The 16,629-nt window shown below is 39.5% G+C and carries 17 protein-coding genes; 6 read left to right on the top strand and 11 right to left on the bottom strand.

Going from position 1 to position 16,629, the window contains the following annotated elements:
* Positions 1-11 precede the first annotated feature (11 nt).
* From VXM68_RS07085 to VXM68_RS07095, 3 genes are all read left to right on the top strand, one after another.
* Complete coding sequence (locus tag VXM68_RS07085; RefSeq protein WP_367210896.1) at positions 12-1,529, top strand: RagB/SusD family nutrient uptake outer membrane protein; 1,518 nt, start codon at positions 12-14, stop codon at positions 1,527-1,529.
* Positions 1,530-1,604: 75 nt separating this feature from the next.
* Positions 1,605-3,077 (top strand): glycoside hydrolase family 30 beta sandwich domain-containing protein, encoded by a 1,473-nt coding sequence (locus VXM68_RS07090; protein WP_307187918.1) that lies wholly within the window; start codon positions 1,605-1,607, stop codon positions 3,075-3,077.
* A gap of 57 nt (positions 3,078-3,134) precedes the next feature.
* Positions 3,135-4,472 (top strand): DUF5125 domain-containing protein, encoded by a 1,338-nt coding sequence (locus VXM68_RS07095; RefSeq protein WP_367210897.1) that lies wholly within the window; start codon positions 3,135-3,137, stop codon positions 4,470-4,472.
* Positions 4,473-4,656: 184 nt separating this feature from the next.
* On the opposite strand, the gene folP is transcribed toward VXM68_RS07095, so the two are convergent.
* The 4 genes from folP to VXM68_RS07115 are packed head-to-tail and all read right to left on the bottom strand — an operon-like array spanning position 4,657 to position 7,435.
* Positions 4,657-5,499, bottom strand: a complete 843-nt coding sequence (gene folP, locus VXM68_RS07100; RefSeq protein ID WP_294187092.1) for a dihydropteroate synthase — start codon at positions 5,497-5,499, stop codon at positions 4,657-4,659.
* A gap of 31 nt (positions 5,500-5,530) precedes the next feature.
* Complete coding sequence (locus VXM68_RS07105; RefSeq protein WP_367210898.1) at positions 5,531-6,010, bottom strand: DUF4920 domain-containing protein; 480 nt, start codon at positions 6,008-6,010, stop codon at positions 5,531-5,533.
* A gap of 1 nt (position 6,011) precedes the next feature.
* Entirely contained in the window at positions 6,012-6,590 is a 579-nt protein-coding gene (locus VXM68_RS07110; protein ID WP_294187095.1) for an L-threonylcarbamoyladenylate synthase, read from the bottom strand.
* A 26-nt stretch (positions 6,591-6,616) separates the two neighbouring features.
* A complete protein-coding gene (locus VXM68_RS07115) occupies positions 6,617-7,435 on the bottom strand; it encodes a 2,3,4,5-tetrahydropyridine-2,6-dicarboxylate N-succinyltransferase (RefSeq protein ID WP_293953174.1) in 819 nt (272 codons plus the stop codon).
* Between the two features lie 348 nt (positions 7,436-7,783).
* Between VXM68_RS07115 and VXM68_RS07120 the strand changes: the two genes are divergently transcribed.
* Positions 7,784-8,218, top strand: coding sequence for an RNA-binding S4 domain-containing protein (locus VXM68_RS07120; RefSeq protein ID WP_293953172.1), 435 nt, complete (start codon positions 7,784-7,786; stop codon positions 8,216-8,218).
* Positions 8,219-8,266: 48 nt separating this feature from the next.
* Here the strand turns inward: VXM68_RS07120 and ytxJ are convergent, their stop codons facing one another.
* The 5 genes from ytxJ to VXM68_RS07145 form a co-directional block, all read right to left on the bottom strand.
* Positions 8,267-8,605 (bottom strand): bacillithiol system redox-active protein YtxJ, encoded by a 339-nt coding sequence (gene ytxJ / locus VXM68_RS07125; protein WP_293953170.1) that lies wholly within the window; start codon positions 8,603-8,605, stop codon positions 8,267-8,269.
* A complete protein-coding gene (locus tag VXM68_RS07130) occupies positions 8,602-9,342 on the bottom strand; it encodes a hypothetical protein (RefSeq protein WP_367210899.1) in 741 nt (246 codons plus the stop codon). The genes ytxJ and VXM68_RS07130 overlap by 4 nt, the downstream gene beginning before the upstream one ends.
* A gap of 278 nt (positions 9,343-9,620) precedes the next feature.
* Positions 9,621-10,109: a 6,7-dimethyl-8-ribityllumazine synthase gene (ribH, locus tag VXM68_RS07135; RefSeq protein WP_293953166.1), complete on the bottom strand. Its 489-nt coding sequence runs from the start codon at positions 10,107-10,109 to the stop codon at positions 9,621-9,623.
* A 79-nt stretch (positions 10,110-10,188) separates the two neighbouring features.
* Positions 10,189-10,860 carry a tetratricopeptide repeat protein gene (locus VXM68_RS07140; RefSeq protein WP_293953164.1) on the bottom strand — a complete coding sequence of 224 codons (672 nt, stop codon included), beginning with the start codon at positions 10,858-10,860 and terminating at the stop codon, positions 10,189-10,191.
* Between the two features lie 83 nt (positions 10,861-10,943).
* Complete coding sequence (locus VXM68_RS07145; protein ID WP_367210900.1) at positions 10,944-12,890, bottom strand: SDR family NAD(P)-dependent oxidoreductase; 1,947 nt, start codon at positions 12,888-12,890, stop codon at positions 10,944-10,946.
* A gap of 106 nt (positions 12,891-12,996) precedes the next feature.
* On the opposite strand from VXM68_RS07145, the gene VXM68_RS07150 reads away from it, so the two are divergent.
* Together VXM68_RS07150 and VXM68_RS07155 are read left to right on the top strand one after the other, a co-directional pair.
* Positions 12,997-14,208 carry an alanine dehydrogenase gene (locus tag VXM68_RS07150; protein ID WP_293953160.1) on the top strand — a complete coding sequence of 404 codons (1,212 nt, stop codon included), beginning with the start codon at positions 12,997-12,999 and terminating at the stop codon, positions 14,206-14,208.
* Positions 14,209-14,288: 80 nt separating this feature from the next.
* Positions 14,289-15,140 (top strand): alpha/beta hydrolase, encoded by an 852-nt coding sequence (locus VXM68_RS07155; protein ID WP_367210901.1) that lies wholly within the window; start codon positions 14,289-14,291, stop codon positions 15,138-15,140.
* A 9-nt stretch (positions 15,141-15,149) separates the two neighbouring features.
* Here VXM68_RS07155 and VXM68_RS07160 read toward each other — a convergent pair whose 3' ends face one another.
* Positions 15,150-16,196: an ABC transporter ATP-binding protein gene (locus VXM68_RS07160; RefSeq protein WP_367210902.1), complete on the bottom strand. Its 1,047-nt coding sequence runs from the start codon at positions 16,194-16,196 to the stop codon at positions 15,150-15,152.
* Positions 16,197-16,217: 21 nt separating this feature from the next.
* Positions 16,218-16,628, bottom strand: coding sequence for a tRNA (adenosine(37)-N6)-threonylcarbamoyltransferase complex ATPase subunit type 1 TsaE (gene tsaE / locus VXM68_RS07165; RefSeq protein WP_293953154.1), 411 nt, complete (start codon positions 16,626-16,628; stop codon positions 16,218-16,220).
* Position 16,629 lies beyond the last annotated feature (1 nt).

A 16,629-nucleotide genomic window follows, 5' to 3' on the forward strand; every position in this document is an offset into this window, starting at 1 on the left:
TTGTCTGTATCATGAAAAAATATATAAGTAACGCACTTTCTTTGCTAACGGGCTCCTTGTTTTTATTTTCCTGTTCGCTAAATCGTGATCCGCTTTCGGATTATTCGGATGTGAGCCAGGGTAAAACAGAGACAGGAACACAGGTTGTTTTTAAAAATAGGGCCGAGGTGGAAACCTATCTGGCTGGAATATATCAACAGATGAAAGACAGGCAAGAGCATTGGTATCTCGACCTGCTCTTGATCGGAGATTCTCACGCCGACAATTCCTATGCTGGAACGACAGGAGCGGAAGTTCTGCCTTTTGAGAACAATTCTATTGAAGGATCTAATTCTGTTGTTGACCGCGATTGGGGAAGATACCTGGAAGACGTTGGACGCGCAAATCGCTTGATCATTTATGTGGATAGTGTCGCCGATAAATCGCTGAGCGATACAGATATTAGAGCGTATAAGGCACAAGCAAAACTATTCAGGGCATTGGCCATGTTTGATATGGTCCGTATATTTGGATCGATCCCTGTGATTACCACCATTGCACCCGATATTACGGGAGATAATGTCAATGAAGTTTATCCACAGTATTTTCCAAAACAAGCCACCGAAGAAGAAGCCTATAAGCAGATCGAAAAAGATCTGCTAGATGGATTGGCTGATGCACCAGCCAACAATAACGGCAATAAGACCTTATTTACTAAATCTGTAGCGCGTGCTATGTTGGCAAAGATCTATGCCGAAAAGCCAATTCGGGATTATGGTAAAGTCGTTCAATTTGTTGATGCCCTGACTGCTGATGGCTTTGACCTCAATGCTAATTACTCAGATTTGTATGCGATGAACGCAAGCAATACGGATCTTGCGCAACGTAATACGAAAGAATCTATTTTAGAAGCACAGTTTACAGCAGGAGGCGGTAATTGGGCCACTTGGATGTTTGGACGTGATTTGTCCAATTATGATAACAACTTTACCTGGGCAAAATGGGTAACTCCGTCTCGGGATTTGATACAGACCTATACGAACGAGGGAGATCAAATTCGTTTGGGCCAATCGATCGTTTATTATTCCACAACCTGGAGTAATTATTATCCTTCAAATAACTATCCATTCATGTTTAAGTTGCGGTCTGCATTTAATAGTATTGTTAAGCTTCGTTACGCTGATCTATTGTTGTTGAAAGCAGAAGCATTAATTCAGCAGGGATCAGATTTATCTGGAGCTGCCGACATTATAGACAAAATCCGTACGCGTGTTAAATTGCCTAAATTATCTTCAGCGGTACGTTCCAATAAAGATGCTTTATTGGATGCTTATTTGAAAGAACGTAGACTGGAATTGGCCTTCGAAGGACAGCGCTGGTTTGATCTTGTGCGCTTAGACAAGGTAGAGTCAGTTATGAATGCTGTTTATGCAAAAGATGCTGGGCGAAAAGCGCAGGTATACCCTTTTACAAAAAACTCTTACCGCTTGCCGATCCCGCAACCAAAAATTGATCAGAACCCTAACCTCGTTCAGAATCCTGGCTATTAATTGATTTAACAATGGGAAGCCCTTCCGATGGACGGGAAAAAAAACTAACAGATGAAACGCAATAATAAAAATACTATGATATATACATTCTTGTTGTCCTGTCTCGTGGCGGCAACATCTTGTAACCGTGACAGCTATACACCTTCACAAGGTGAAGATATTAAAAAAAGTGGTGATGTTACCATTTATACCACGACAGGCAGTCGGTCTTTGGATTTTGGAAAACGCTTTGTTGATTTTAGCTCCAAATTTAATATGTCGCCCAATACAATTACGTTAGATCCAGCGAAGAAATTTCAGACGATGGATGGATTCGGCGCGGCAATTACAGGATCCACATGCTATAATCTAATGAAAATGAGTAAGGAAGATCGAACAAAATTTCTTACAGAAACTTTTTCCGATAAAGATGGAATGGGTATGAATTACATTCGTATTGCTATTGGATGTTCTGACTTTTCGTTGAGTGAATACACCTGCTGGGACAAGCAAGGGAAAGAAAATTTCGGTATGCAGATGGAAGAAACCCAATATATCATTCCGGTACTTAAAGAGATACTTGCTATCAATCCATCTGTAAAGATCATGGGCTCACCATGGACTCCACCGAAATGGATGAAAGTTAACAACCTGACTGATCTAAAGCCTTTTGATTCCTGGACTAGCGGACAGCTAAATCCAAAATACTATCAGGATTATGGATGGTATTTCGTGCAATGGATCCAGGCAATGAAGAAAGAAGGTATCAATATTTATTCCATCACTGTTCAAAATGAGCCTTTGAATAGGAAGAACTCTGCGTCGCTTTATATGTCATGGCAAGAACAGCAAGCTTTTGTAAAACAATCTTTAGGGCCACAATTAAAAGCAGCAAACCTGTCGACAAAAATCTATGCGTTTGATCACAATTATAACTATGATGATATTGCTGATCAGACTGATTACCCTGTGAAGATCTATAACGATCCGGCAGCCGCCGCATTCTTTGCGGGAGCAGCTTACCACAACTATGGTGGTGATAAAGCGGAGCTAATAGATATCCATAATCAACGTCCGGATAAAGAACTGGTATTTACAGAAACATCCATTGGAGAATGGAATGATGGCCGGAATCTTGAAAAACGTTTGATGGAAGATATGCGTGAAGTCGCCATTGGCACAGTGAACAATTGGAGTAAGGGTGTCATAGTCTGGAATCTGATGTTAGATACCGAAAAAGGACCGAATCGTGAGGGCGGCTGTCAGACATGTTATGGAGCTGTAGATATCAATAAGGCGAATTATAAAAATATAACGCGCAATTCGCACTATTATATTGTTGGTCACCTTTCTTCGGTGGTCAAATCAGGAGCCACACGGATTGGCACCTCTGGGTATACTGCTGAAGGCTTGGTTTATACGGCGTTTCAAAATACAGATGGAACTTATGCGGTTGTTTTATTAAATGACTCAGGCGATAGCCGCAAAATTACCTTAGCCGACGGTAAAAATCATTTTAGCTATGATGTGCCAGCCAAGGCGGTTGTTTCTTACCGCTGGACTTATTAATTGGAGGACGATAAACCCTAAGCGCTATCTTGCTGATAGCGCATAAATTATGAATAAATGAAAAGATACTTCATCAATCTACTCTTGGGAACTGCTGCTCTTACCGCAGTTAGTTCCTGTAAAAAGGATGAAAAATATACCTATCAGGTAGGGGATCCTAAAATCGAATTGAAATCACCTATCTCATCCGCAAATTTTGGGGATAGCCTAGAATTTCAAGTACACGTTTCCGATAAAGAAGTTGCACTCTCTACGGTTAAAGCCCAGTTATATTTTACAGATGACAAGGTAACAGAGACCGTGATCCGTACCAAAGAAAACGGAGACTACGCTGGAAAGATTTATGTTCCATTCCTGAAAGGTATTCCCGATGGAAAAGCAACCCTTAAGTTTGTCCTACAGAATATTAGCCAAAAAATAACGGAACAATCTTTTGATATTAATCTGAGCAGACCCGACTTCCCATATTTGACTTTAGTCACAGAATCCAAGTCCTATCGCATGGAAAAGGTCGGGCGCAACCAATATGCGGCAAAAGAAAATTTTGCAGCTGAGGTAAAAGGCTATATTCAAGCGCCAAAAGTAGGTACACAAGGCAATGCGATGAATTTTGGATGGGTCAATAATGTTATTAATTTCGGTTCTACTGCCGAAATTCCATTCTCGAATTCGACTTCTGGTGTATATCCGATTCAATTTAATACATTGACATTTCAGGCTTCTCCGTTTATTGTTGTACTACTCAATGGATCGCAGTTTAGTCGACTGGATGATAAACATGCTAAAGTTGAACTCGAGCTGACCCAAGGGAAAACGACGGCTTTTGAAGGGATTGCGGATCTGCAAGATTGGTGGATCGATCCAGATTTCTTTACCAAAGCGGCCGATGGAACCCTATCGTTTAAAGGATCAACTGGAAAATACCGTGTTACCGCAGACTTTAACTTAAAATACTTTGTGGTTGAGGCGATGACAGGCAATGATTTGGCAAAACTACAGGATGACGGAACTGGTGGCGTCTGGATTATTGGCGAAGGAATTGGAAAACCTAAGGTATCCAGTAATCAGGTAGGCTGGAATACAGATAAGGCGCTTTGTTTGGTTCCCTTAGGTAATAAGAAGTATCAGATAACGGTTAAGGCCGCAGAGTCTATAAATTCTGATAACATCAACTTCAAATTTTTCCATCAAAAAGGATGGGGTGGTGAATTTGGAGGTGCGGACGTCACTACAACAAGTGATATTGTATTTATTGGGAATGGCAATAACGGTCGGGATTCTGGTAATCTGGGCATCAAATCTGGTAAAGTATTAGAATCAGGTAAGACCTATATTTTCACGCTGGATCTGACTGCCGGCAATAAGAAGGCTGTGCTAACCGTAGCAGCGAAGTAACAAAAGACAAGTTTTCGAATTCCTGGGCAGTTTTTCTGCCCGGGAATTTTTATTTAAGCTTAACTTATTTGATAGATTTTAAGTCCTTTGGGCTATTCATATATAACAATCGGACGAAGACAAGAAAAGTCTGTATCACACTGTAAAAATCCGATGATATGCTTTGCAGGAAAATAGAGCAAATCTATGAATAGAAGAGATCAACCAACTGTTTCGCTTCTTTTACATCGTGTACACGGAGAATTTGTACGCCTCTTTCGAGAAGTAATGTATTTAAAGCGGTAGTACCGTTTAACGCTTCCTGGGCTGTGATCTGGATTTTTTTATAGATCATGGATTTGCGGGATATTCCGCCCAAAATTGGTAATTCGAAATAATGAAGTTCGTCGACACGATAAAGCAACTCATAGTTCTGTTCCTCTGTCTTGGCAAAGCCAAAGCCTGGATCAAGAATAATGTCTTTCACCCCCATACTTCTTAGCATGGCGATGCGCCCACCCAAAAACGTGGCAACATCCGTTACAATATCTGTATAGTCTGTTTTTTCCTGCATATTTTCGGGAATACCGCGCATATGCATAAGAATGTAAGGAACCTGGTATTTGGCTACTGTAGTAAACATATTATCGTCGAGTGTACCACCAGATACATCATTAATAATGTGAACGCCTGCTTCGACTGCTGCAGCTGCAACGTCGGCCCTGAAGGTATCAATCGATAAAATGGCGTCAGGAAACGCTGCTTTAATTGCTCGAATTGGGGGGAGGGCTCGATCCATTTCTTCCTGTGATGAAATTAATGGTGCGCCTGGGCGTGAAGAATAGGCGCCAATATCAAGAATTTGCGCTCCCTCAAGCAATAGCTCCTTCGCTTTCTCTACTGCACGCTCGATGGTCGTATTATCGCCGCCATCGTAAAAAGAATCCGGAGTTACATTAAGTATACCCATAATAATGGGCATATCGAAGGTCATTAAGGTGCCATTCACTAGTATAGAATGACAGGGTGACGTTTGGAATCTTTTCATCGCAACAATGACTGCTTAAGCGTATGCAACTTTATTTTATAACCAACACACCATCAGCGATAATGATTATGTCTTTTTTGGGTTGTGTAATTTGATCTATTTCAGCCTGTGATTTGCCAAGATCCTTTGCCGCATGTTGTAATGATGCGACGGAAACTTCTTTTTTCTTTGCGCTCCCCTCTACGACAACCGTCTTACCCACAATATCAGATGGCATAAAGAAACCATAGTCTTTAAAACGAACGGTAATAGGCTCTTCTCCGTCACGTTGCAAGGTCATGAAACAACCTTTTTTTTTACACACTTCTACCACCTTACCCGTTATCTTTCCATGGAAAGCATTCTTTTGTGTAAGCTCCTTTTCAAGCTTTGCCACCGAAATCGCATTGGAAGCAGAAATTTCTTTCCCATATTTTACGCCGGGCTTGGCTGCGGGAATATCTTTTTGCTGTGCCAAAGCTAAATTGGTAACAGCAAAAGCTGATGCAAAAAACAAAACAATCTTTTTCATGCTATTTTCTAATAAATTCGAATTTACCACTTGGGTCCAACTTCATGACAGTAGATGATTTCCCATCTGTTGTTATGTCTCTGTCATAGGCGACAATATAGTCTACTCCAGCTTTAATGGTGTCAGTGATTTCATCAAAATCTTTTGCTGTAGGTTCACCGCTGATATTGGCCGAAGTGGAAATTATGGGTTTGCGAAAGCGTTGTAACAGCTGCTCGCAAAAAGGGTGTTTGACAATTCGAATGCCAATAGATCCGTCTTCCGCTATTGCATTGGGAGCGAGATTTTTGGCATTCGAATAAACAATTGTCAAAGGCTTTTCTGTGTATTCAATAAGTTGATAAGCGACGTCGGGGATCTCATTGACATAACTCGCCAGTTGATTGTCATTATGTAATAAGACTATCAGACTTTTAGATTTATCCCTTCCTTTCAGTTGAAAAACTTTTTCTACCGCTTCAGGATTGGTAGCATCGCAGCCTATTCCCCAAATTGTATCCGTTGGGTAGAGGATTAGTCCGCCATTTTTTAGCGTTTCCAAGGCCTTATTCAAATCTTCCCGATCTACGAATCCACTCATCTTTAATTTTCTATGTTAATTTAAATTTAAACCGCAACATTGTGTTCACGTAAAGCATCGTTTAATGAAGTCTTTTTGTCCGTAGACTCTTTACGTTGTCCGATAATCAGGGCACAAGGAACCTGATATTCTCCAGCTGCAAATTTTTTCGTATACGATCCTGGAATAACAACAGAGCGGGCAGGTACATAGCCTTTATATTCTACTGGCTCAGATCCAGTCACATCAATAATTTTTGTTGAGGCTGTCAGTACAACATTAGCGCCTAATACGGCTTCCTTTTCTACGCGAATACCTTCGACTACAATTGCTCTTGATCCGATGAAAACATTGTCTTCGATAATAACCGGAGCTGCTTGTACAGGTTCCAATACACCACCAATGCCAACGCCACCACTTAAATGTACGTGTTTGCCGATCTGGGCGCAAGAGCCAACAGTTGCCCATGTGTCCACCATCGTACCTTCGTCTACATAAGCACCAATATTGACATAAGAAGGCATCATAATAACCCCTTTAGCCAAATAAGCACCTAAACGAGCCGATGCTCCTGGTACAACACGCACGCCTGTATGCTTATAGTCTGTTTTGAGTTTCATCTTATCATGAAATACAAAAGGCCCAGCAGTCATTTCACGCATGTCATTAATAGGGAAGTACAAAATAACAGCTTTCTTGATCCAATCGTTTACGTGCCATCTGGTGCCAATCAGTTCAGCGACGCGAATTTCACCGCTATCTAATTTCATGATGACCGTACGAATCGCTTCCGTATATTCTTTATATTCTAATAATTGCCTATCTTCCCAAGCTTCCTCAATCAGTTTTTTAAGTGGCTCTACCATATTATTTTTTTGCTTATTTGAATTAGTTTATTTTGATGTACAAACTTAGATAAAGTTGGACTTAAAAGCAACTTTATCCATTGTTCCTTGCGTTATACTTAACAGATGCTAACAGCGTACCAATTTATAGTCTCTCTTCACCCTTACGACCCTGTGTGCGCAACGATTTCACGTTTTAAAGGTGTATTCAGCATGCAGTTATTGCTTTAACAATCCGCTTTCGGTAAGGAGCTGGTGTTCGGTGGTGAGCGATGGGATAGGAGAATTTTGATAATTGAACTCAGTATATTGAGATTTTCTATAATTTCTTTTGATTGTAATGGTCCTAAAAATAGCTATTTTTGTATTATGGCTGGAACATCAGAAAAATTGAGAATTGATAAATATTTGTGGTCAATTCGCTTATTTAAGACGAGAACCTTAGCGACCGAGGCGTGCAAGGCCGGGCGGGTCAAATTAAAAGGGCAGAATATAAAACCATCTTACGAAGTGAAGATAGGTGATGTGTACCACATTCAAAAAGGTATTGAGCGGAAAGTCGTCCTCGTGACCGGCCTGTTAGAGCGTCGTGTGGATGCAAAGACTGCCGTACAATTCTATGAGGATCAAACTCCTGTTGAAGAGACGGTTGGCTATAAATCTATGTTTCACGCTCCTGTCCTCAAAAGAGATCGTGGCAGCGGTCGGCCTACTAAAAAGGACCGTCGAGAAATCGATGATCTGCAATCTTCAGAATGGTGGGAAAAGGACGATGAAATAGAAAATCCAGAACAAAAAAAATAGCGTGTTTATTTGATGGAATTTCAAAAGGATCCCAAATAGACTATACTATTAAATTGCCACTAAGTATTTCTCTATTTCATCAAATTGGATATCGCCATGTGAAGCATCGTATATACTGGCTTTTCCTTCAATAATCAATATTTGAGGAGATTGATGCTCTACATTCCAGCGTTGAGCAATCTCATTTGAAAGGGAACGGTAGCGTAATAGGTCTAAGAGATAAATCGTATAATCATGGTCTGATAGCGCAGACATTCGTTCAAGACTGCGTTTAGCCATATTACTAATACCACACGTTGTACTGTGTTTAAAAATAGCTGCAACTTTATCCGATTGATATAGTTCTTGTAGCTGTTGTTCTGTGTTTAATTCTATCCAATTGATCATAATTCTGTGAATTTTTTTTGTTCTACTTGTACGAAAGATGAGATAGAGGAGAATATACAACTTCTTTGTCCGTTCGTTGTGCAATTGAATAGGCTTGGTAAACGTATACCGTCGCCGATCTCCTTATAATTGCTCACTTCATACGTAATTTTTTCTCCTTTATCTTTGTATTCATAACGCGCGATTTCCCCTGTATTTTGATCGATGTAGAGCACTCCGGCAATCCTGTTCCCAAAAATGGGGGTTGAAGAAAGGATATTGGATATCATTAATTTTTGTCCTGCGCTGAAGCTTTCTTTCTGGTTTTTGAGCTGCACATTCTTTAGTCCGATGAAGGTGGGTAAGAGGAGCAAATTGAAATCCAAAAAGAGCTGGCTTTTGATTGATTTTTTAAGCTCTACATCGTCTGTGGATAAATTTCCGCCAATAAAGAGCTTATCATTACCAGGGTTTTTAAAATTAAATAGGTAAGTCACTTGGTCTGTTCCTGTATATCCATCAAATCGACACGCTCCGCTTGTTCGATTGAACAAGAATTTTCGTTCTTCGTTAGCTAATTGGTCTGAAATGTTATTCCCTTTTGCAGAGAATGCTAAATACTGTAACGAATCCCACTTTTCTTGACCGCCAATACTTTGCCATATCTGTTTATGGAGCGTATCTTCTTGCGCTATTAAATTCAACTGACAGAACAAGGTAAGGATAACGATACTGAGTACGTTCGATAATATTTTCATAACCCTATTTTTTTAGAAACAATCATTAAGTGGACTAAGCGAAAATTAAAAGTATTCCACCTCATCATTGCATTATTGTCTTTATACGGCTGATTGTCTTCTTACTCTATCCATTCGAGCCAATCAACGACAATATATTCTGATATAAAATAAAAATCGATTAATAAGATAATAGCATATTTTATTAATCGATTTATCAAAATGGAAGTACCTTACTTTAAACTATGTTCAATAAATACTTTCATCATTGACGTATAGTGCGCAAAATTGATACCAAATTAGAATCTTTTGGCGATATGAGCCATCTGTATAGCTGTAATAGCAGCTTCTTCACCTTTATTACCATGCTTTCCACCTGCACGATCCAATGCCTGTTGGAGGTTGTCTGTTGTTAATACGCCAAAAATTGCTGGCTTATTATATTTGAGCCCCACATTGGCGATGCCATTTGCAACCGCATCGCAGATGAAATCAAAGTGTCTTGTTTCGCCCTGGATAACACAACCTAAACAAATAACTGCGTCAAAGCCCTGATTTCTCAGTGCCAGATCCGCCCCTGAAATTAATTCAAAACTTCCAGGGACCTCAATAATTTCAATATTATTTTCTTTAGCTCCATGCTCTTCCAGGCCTTTTACTGCACCATTTAATAATGCACCTGTAATTTCTGCATTCCATTGTGCGACAACAATTGCAAATTTGAATGTACTCGCATCCGCAACTTGGATATGCGAGAAGTCTGATAAATTTTTAATGCTACTTGCCATAATGGGAGCAAAGATAGTATTTTAGATGGTCACAAAAAAAGAGGCTATCAAATAGCCTCTTTTTTTGTGTTGTTATCTCTTATAAATGTGCCTGTACGCGGCCTAATAAACCATCAATTGTGCTGGCCTCTTGGCTTTCAGGAAAATCTGTCTTAATCTTTTTATAGGCAGTCTCTGCACCTTTATAATCATTTTGTGCTTCATAAACAAGGCCTAATTTTTTTAAAAACATCGGTGTAGTATATGAATTGCTCGATTTTTCGGAAGCTTGTTTATAGTAATCAGCAGCTTTTTTGTAGTCTTTTAACTCTGAGTATGCATCACCTGTTAAACCAATTACCAAAGGGTCTAGAATTTGGCTTCCCGTAGGAGAATATTTTTCGAGTGCTTTTACAGCCTCTTCAAATTTACCTTGGCGCAAATACAACCCGCCTAAATAAGCATTCGCTATATTTGCCGATTTTGTATTCGAATATTCATCCGCAATTTGTTTAAATCCAAGAAATGAACCATCTCCCATGATTGCTTTGTTTTGCAAAGAATCGATTGTGGCAAGCTGTTCAGCTTTATACATACGGTTCGAAGCTTCTTCTGCTCTCGGATCTAGATACAGCTTTTGATATCCAAAATAAAGTAAGATCAATACAACGATACCACCTAAAATGAACACTACGCTTTTTTGGTTATCTTGGAAAAAAGATCCTTTTGAAGGTTTGAAACCTTGATTTGTATTATTTGTGTTTTTAGACATTACTAATCAGTAAAATATGGATTGCAAAAATACACTTTTCGAGTAAAAATACAAGTATTTTGCAATTTTAAAGTGAATTAAGTTTAGTTTTCTGACTTATTTGATAATTCGATTTCTCGATCCAGTTGCTCGTAGATCGAATTTTTGCTTTTGAATTCGGGTACAATGATTTTCATTTGATACACGACTTCGTTTTTGTTTTGCGTTGCCAATCGTTGCTGCAGTTTTTGGATCTTCATGAGCACACTGTCATAATTATTTTCTCTCACTTTGGCAATCATAATTTTTTCATGGTGAGTCGGTAGGGTGTTTTCTAAATCATTTAATAATTCCTCATACAGCTTTTCTCCGGGGCGCAATCCTGTAAACTTTATTTCAATATCTTCATTTGGTTTGAATCCTGAAAGACGAATCATTTTCTTAGCTAATTCGACTATTTTCACAGATTTTCCCATATCGAATACAAAAATTTCGCCGCCTTGTCCCATCGTCCCAGCTTCAAGAACCAATCGGCATGCTTCGGGAATGGTCATAAAATATCGGGTAATTTCTGGATGGGTAACTGTTACAGGGCCACCTTTTTGAATTTGATCTCTGAATCGTGGAATTACGGAGCCATTTGAACCCAGCACGTTTCCAAAGCGTGTCGTAATAAATTTAGTATGGATACTATCTTGCAATGATGCTTCCAAATGATTGTTCAATGACTGGACGTAAATTTCAGCAATCCGTTTCGTTGCTCCCATGATGTTGGTGGGATTGACCGCTTTGTCCGTAGAGACAAAAACAAATTTTTCAACTTGAAACTCAACGGCTAAATCAGCAAGATTTTTTGTTCCCATCACATTCGTTTGTACCGCTTCCAATGGATGGTTTTCCATCATCGGCACATGTTTATAGGCTGCTGCGTGATAAACATAGTGTGGTTTGAACGTTTCAAAAAGTAATTGCATCCTTTTTGAACTTCGGACATCGGCTATGTAAGTATGATATACTTGATTTGGAAATTCATCTTGAAGATCGAGTTGGAGATTATGTAAGGGGGACTCCGCCTGATCACACAGTATAATCATCTGTGGTTCGTATCTTCCCAATTGGGTTGCGATCTCACTTCCAATAGAGCCCGCAGCACCAGTGACCAATATCCTTTTGCCTTTCGTTTGGCTGAGGATGTGATCATCGTTGATCTTTATAGGTGCCCTTTCCAATAAATCTTCAATTTTTATTTTTTGGATCTGATTGGGATTAAGGTCGCCATTCATAATTTTCTTAACTGGGGGCAGCGTTAATATATTAACATTTTTTTCCAGCGCGACGTCAGTGATTTCATTTTTGCGGTCCGAAGGAATATTGTGCGAAGCAATAATGACCTCCTCGACATTTAACGTTTTGATCAGGTGGCTGAACTTCTGCGAAGAATATATCTTCGTTCCATCAATTACCTTATTTATTTTTTGTTCGTTATCATCTAAAAATCCTACAATGGCATTTTTGGATCTTACATCATGGTCTAATGTTCTTTTTACAGCAATTCCCAAGTCGCCTGCTCCATAGATCAGCGTTTTTTTTCTGGAGCCACTAGCTTTTTTTGTGTATAGAAAGAAAATCTTAATAATCGTTCGATAGACTGTTAAAATTAGAAATGAAAAGAGGGCAAAGAAAATAATGAGGGCAGTTGGGATGTTACGCTCGATCTCATTTGCTTGGATTATTATTTTTATAACAAGGAGGATGAAAACACTAAATGTTATCGTCGATAATATACGTATGGAATCGATCGCACTTGTGTAACGAACTATTCCGGTATACATTTTAAAAAGGTAGAATGAAAAAGAGCATACACCTATAAATAAAATATAGCGTATACTAAAATCAATGTCAAGCAGAAAAGCGAAGTCAAAATCATAGTAAATGACATTTGCGAGCAGATAGGCGATGGATACGCTAAAGATGTCCAATAAAAAAATGATCCACCGCGGCACTATATTTACTTTACTGAGCATGGTATTATATCTGATTAATTTAGACAAATGTAGATAAATTTGTTTCATTCCAAAGGTGTGCCAAACCAAATTTATCTTCGTTTGATAAGATTGATTATTTATTGTAATTTTAGCTAACGATCAATTTGACAAGATGAATGAGTTAGGGAAGCTTGCTAGTCAGGCTATGATTTCTCCAAAAGAGATGCTTTTTGAAAAGAAAAAGAATGCAAAAAGTTTATTTATAGGGATTCCAAAAGAGATCTCGCTACAGGAAAAGCGGATATGTTTAACACCATTAGCGGTTGCATTATTGGTAGAGAATGGGCACGACGTTATCATTGAGACGGGGGCAGGGAGTGGAGCCAACTTTTTAGATCATCATTATAGTGAACAAGGGGCTCGGATCGTTTCGTCTCGCGAAGAAGTATACCAAGCGGATTTGATTATAAAGGTCGGTAGTCCTACTGCGGCGGAAGTAAAGTTGATGAAAGAACGCCAACTTTTATTGTCTTCTCAGCAGCCCTCACTCATGAGCCTGGATGTCTTAAAGGCATTAATGCATAAAAAGATTACAGCAATTTCTTATGAGTATTTAAGAGACGAGGGCGGGTGTCTAGCGGTGGTTAGGGCCATGAGCGAAATTGTTGGGGCGACGGCAACGCTGATTGCTGGCGAATATCTGAGTAATGCGTTTGGCGGAAAGGGGCTGATGTTAGGCGGTGTGACCGGGGTAGCCTCGACAGAAGTTGTTATTATCGGCGCTGGTACTGTTGGTGAACAAGCTGCCCGAACAGCTTTAGCTTTAGGCGCACAGGTAAAGGTTTTTGATAATTCCATATATAAACTTAGACGTTTACAGAACAATCTTGGTAGCCGTGTGTTTACATCTGTTATACAGCCAATTATTTTAAATAAAGCTGTTATCAGTTCAGACGTTGTGATTGGTGCTTTGCGGGCGCGCAATGGAAGGTCTTCTTGTTTGATTTCGGAGGAAACGGTATCTAAAATGAAGCCCAACTCTGTTGTTATAGATGTAAGTATCGATCAGGGCGGGAATTTTGAAACGTCAGAAGTCACTTCACATGATCAACCCGTTTTCCGAAAATTTGATGTTATTCATTACTGTGTTCCGAATATCGCTTCTCGGGTGGCACGAACAGCAACTTATGCCATGAGTAATATTTTTACTTCAATTTTGCTCGATTTTGCTGAGCTTGGCGGATTGAAAAACGCAATTTGGAAAAATCCCGGAATCCGAAGTTCCATTTATTTGTATCAAGGTAATCTTACAAATGCTGATATGGCATCAAGGTTTAATATGACTGCAAAAGATTTGGATCTTTTAGTCGTTTCTTCATTATAAACCAGGGGTATACAGTTCATATTTGCTACATCTTTTCGAGTCGATGTGGTCTGGAACTCTCTTTTAAAATACTATATTTAATGAAAAGAATTTTTATGATTTTATGTTCGTTGATTTCACTCGCTAAGGCGCAGGAAGTAATCAATCTTTATGTAGATTCCATTCCAAATTCGACGGATAAAGCGCAAGTGAATTTAGAAAAAAATGTTCCCAGGTTGTTTGCTTATCCGGCAGATAAAAGTAGCGCTAAAAATATCGCTGTACTGGTAATCCCGGGAGGTGGGTATTCGCATATTGCTATGGATCATGAAGGACATGCTGTCGCTAAAGAACTCGTAAAAAATGGTTATTCGGCTTTTGTTTTACAATACCGTTTACCTTCGCCAAATATTATGCGTAACAAATCAATAGGACCTCTTCAAGATGCTCAGCGGGCGGTTCAACTGATTAGAACGTTGCACCCTGAACTTCGCAAGGTTGGCGTTATTGGCTTTTCTGCTGGCGGGCATTTGGCCTCTACTTTAATTACCCAATTCAAGAAGGACTATATAGCAAATTCTACACATGTATCCCTAAGACCTGATTTTGCTGGATTAATTTATCCGGTCATCTCCATGAATAATGATATCACGCACAGAGGGTCAAGGATTAATCTGATCGGAGAAAACCCTTCGGAAGATTTGGTCAGATCATTTTCTTCTGAATTACAGGTCTCTCCGGAAGTTTGCCCGGTTTTCTTTGTACATGCCAAAGACGATATGGCTGTACCGATAGAAAACAGTTATCGGATGATTGCTGCTTTGGACAAAGCAAAAGTGCCCAACAAGCTTTATGTCTTTGAGCAGGGGGGACATGGTTTTGGATTAATTAATAAAACTTCGGATAAATTATGGTTTGACGCATTTTTGTCCTGGCTAGCTACACTGGATTAGGATATCAAATTAATGGTCAAAAGAAATCCAATGGGATATTGTCAGATCAACTGTTTGTTGTTTTGACGGAATGATTTGAGAAGTCCTAATGGTATGTAAGTTGATTACATTATTGCTGACAACAATTTCATAATAAAATCCTCGGAATCGCACATCCTTGACAAAAAAAGTGGACTCTTGTGAAGAACTTATTGAAATCCATTCCTGATGGATTGCTATAGGTTTTTCGGTTGTTATCCCTAAGCTTTGAGCTTGCTGGACATTCAAGATATTACTTTTTGCCAACAATTGGGCGGTATAAGGGTGCGAAGGATTGTCATAGAGTTGATGTGGGTTATTTTGATCTAGAATTTTACCTTCTTTCATCACGATAAGATTATCAGCTAAAGCAAGTACTTCAGTCGGATCGTGAGAAACGAGGATAACAGTTAGCCCAGTTTCTTTAACGATATCCTTTATATCTTGTTGGAGCGTGTCGCGAAAAGAGGCGTCAACCTGATTAAAGGGTTCATCCATAAGTAAAACTTCGGGCTCATTGATGAGCGCACGGCAGATTGCAACGCGCTGCTTTTCTCCGCCACTGATATCTGCTACTCTTTTTCGCCCAAGGTGGTCTATGCGAAGACGTTGCAGTATTTCCGCAGTTTTATCTTGTTTACGTTTGATATTTGTATTTGGCAATTGCGATGCAACATTGTCCCACACGTTGGCATATGTATTTAAATCGTCAAAACCCTGCGAGACTAATTTCATCGCATCGTGACCGGGAATTAACTTATCTTTGCGTGTAGGTACCTGCCAGCCTTTATAGCGCACCACACCTTCTGTGGGTTCCAATAATCCGTATATAAGCCTCAACAAGGTACTTTTCCCACTTCCGGACTCACCGATAATCGCGGTTATTTTTCCTTCTTCAATGTCGAAGGAACTGTTTTCGACAGCAAATTGCATGCTGTTCTCATGAAAGGAAAAGCTAAGATTTTCGGCGTGTATAGCAGATAAACCAGGCACATGAATATCAGATGGAATATATTGACAAGAGGATGATTGAGCCATATTGGGGGTCAAAAAAGTAAGTTAATGAATAGAGATTTGACGTGTTGTTGCATCTATGATGCTGATGTGTATTTCCTTTGCTTCTTCAGGAAGTAAATTGGGGATTTTTTCTGGCCACTCCACAAAGCAGTATGCTCCTGAATAAAAGTATTCCTCGTAGCCAAAATCAAATGCCTCCTGTTCGTCTTTGATACGGTAAAAATCGAAATGATATACGGGGCCAATAGCAGATTCGTATTCATTGACGATGGAGAATGTCGGGCTCGATGTGCTGTCTTGGACATTTAATTGTTCGCAGAGGTGTTTTACAAAAGTTGTTTTCCCTGCCCCCATTGGACCATATAGCAAAAAAATGCGATCCTCCGGAAAACTGGTTAAAAGTGTTTCAGCTGCTTGCGATAAATCTGCTATCGAATTTACAATAATTTCCATG

Source organism: Sphingobacterium sp. R2 (assembly GCF_040760075.1).
In the GTDB taxonomy this organism is placed as follows: Bacteria; Bacteroidota; Bacteroidia; order Sphingobacteriales; family Sphingobacteriaceae; genus Sphingobacterium.

Excerpts from the sequence above, each read along its gene's own strand:
- VXM68_RS07085 (WP_367210896.1), top strand. The coding sequence starts at position 12 with ATGAAAAAATATATAAGTAACGCACTTTCTTTGCTAACGGGCTCCTTG.
- VXM68_RS07090 (WP_307187918.1), top strand. The coding sequence starts at position 1,605 with ATGATATATACATTCTTGTTGTCCTGTCTCGTGGCGGCAACATCTTGT.
- VXM68_RS07095 (WP_367210897.1), top strand. The coding sequence starts at position 3,135 with ATGAAAAGATACTTCATCAATCTACTCTTGGGAACTGCTGCTCTTACC.
- folP (WP_294187092.1), bottom strand. The coding sequence starts at position 5,499 with ATGAAAAGATTCCAAACGTCACCCTGTCATTCTATACTAGTGAATGGC.
- VXM68_RS07105 (WP_367210898.1), bottom strand. The coding sequence starts at position 6,010 with ATGAAAAAGATTGTTTTGTTTTTTGCATCAGCTTTTGCTGTTACCAAT.
- VXM68_RS07110 (WP_294187095.1), bottom strand. The coding sequence starts at position 6,590 with ATGAGTGGATTCGTAGATCGGGAAGATTTGAATAAGGCCTTGGAAACG.
- VXM68_RS07115 (WP_293953174.1), bottom strand. The coding sequence starts at position 7,435 with ATGGTAGAGCCACTTAAAAAACTGATTGAGGAAGCTTGGGAAGATAGG.
- VXM68_RS07120 (WP_293953172.1), top strand. The coding sequence starts at position 7,784 with ATGGCTGGAACATCAGAAAAATTGAGAATTGATAAATATTTGTGGTCA.
- ytxJ (WP_293953170.1), bottom strand. The coding sequence starts at position 8,605 with ATGATCAATTGGATAGAATTAAACACAGAACAACAGCTACAAGAACTA.
- VXM68_RS07130 (WP_367210899.1), bottom strand. The coding sequence starts at position 9,342 with ATGAAAATATTATCGAACGTACTCAGTATCGTTATCCTTACCTTGTTC.
- ribH (WP_293953166.1), bottom strand. The coding sequence starts at position 10,109 with ATGGCAAGTAGCATTAAAAATTTATCAGACTTCTCGCATATCCAAGTT.
- VXM68_RS07140 (WP_293953164.1), bottom strand. The coding sequence starts at position 10,860 with ATGTCTAAAAACACAAATAATACAAATCAAGGTTTCAAACCTTCAAAA.
- VXM68_RS07150 (WP_293953160.1), top strand. The coding sequence starts at position 12,997 with ATGAATGAGTTAGGGAAGCTTGCTAGTCAGGCTATGATTTCTCCAAAA.
- VXM68_RS07155 (WP_367210901.1), top strand. The coding sequence starts at position 14,289 with ATGAAAAGAATTTTTATGATTTTATGTTCGTTGATTTCACTCGCTAAG.
- VXM68_RS07160 (WP_367210902.1), bottom strand. The coding sequence starts at position 16,196 with ATGGCTCAATCATCCTCTTGTCAATATATTCCATCTGATATTCATGTG.
- tsaE (WP_293953154.1), bottom strand. The coding sequence starts at position 16,628 with ATGGAAATTATTGTAAATTCGATAGCAGATTTATCGCAAGCAGCTGAA.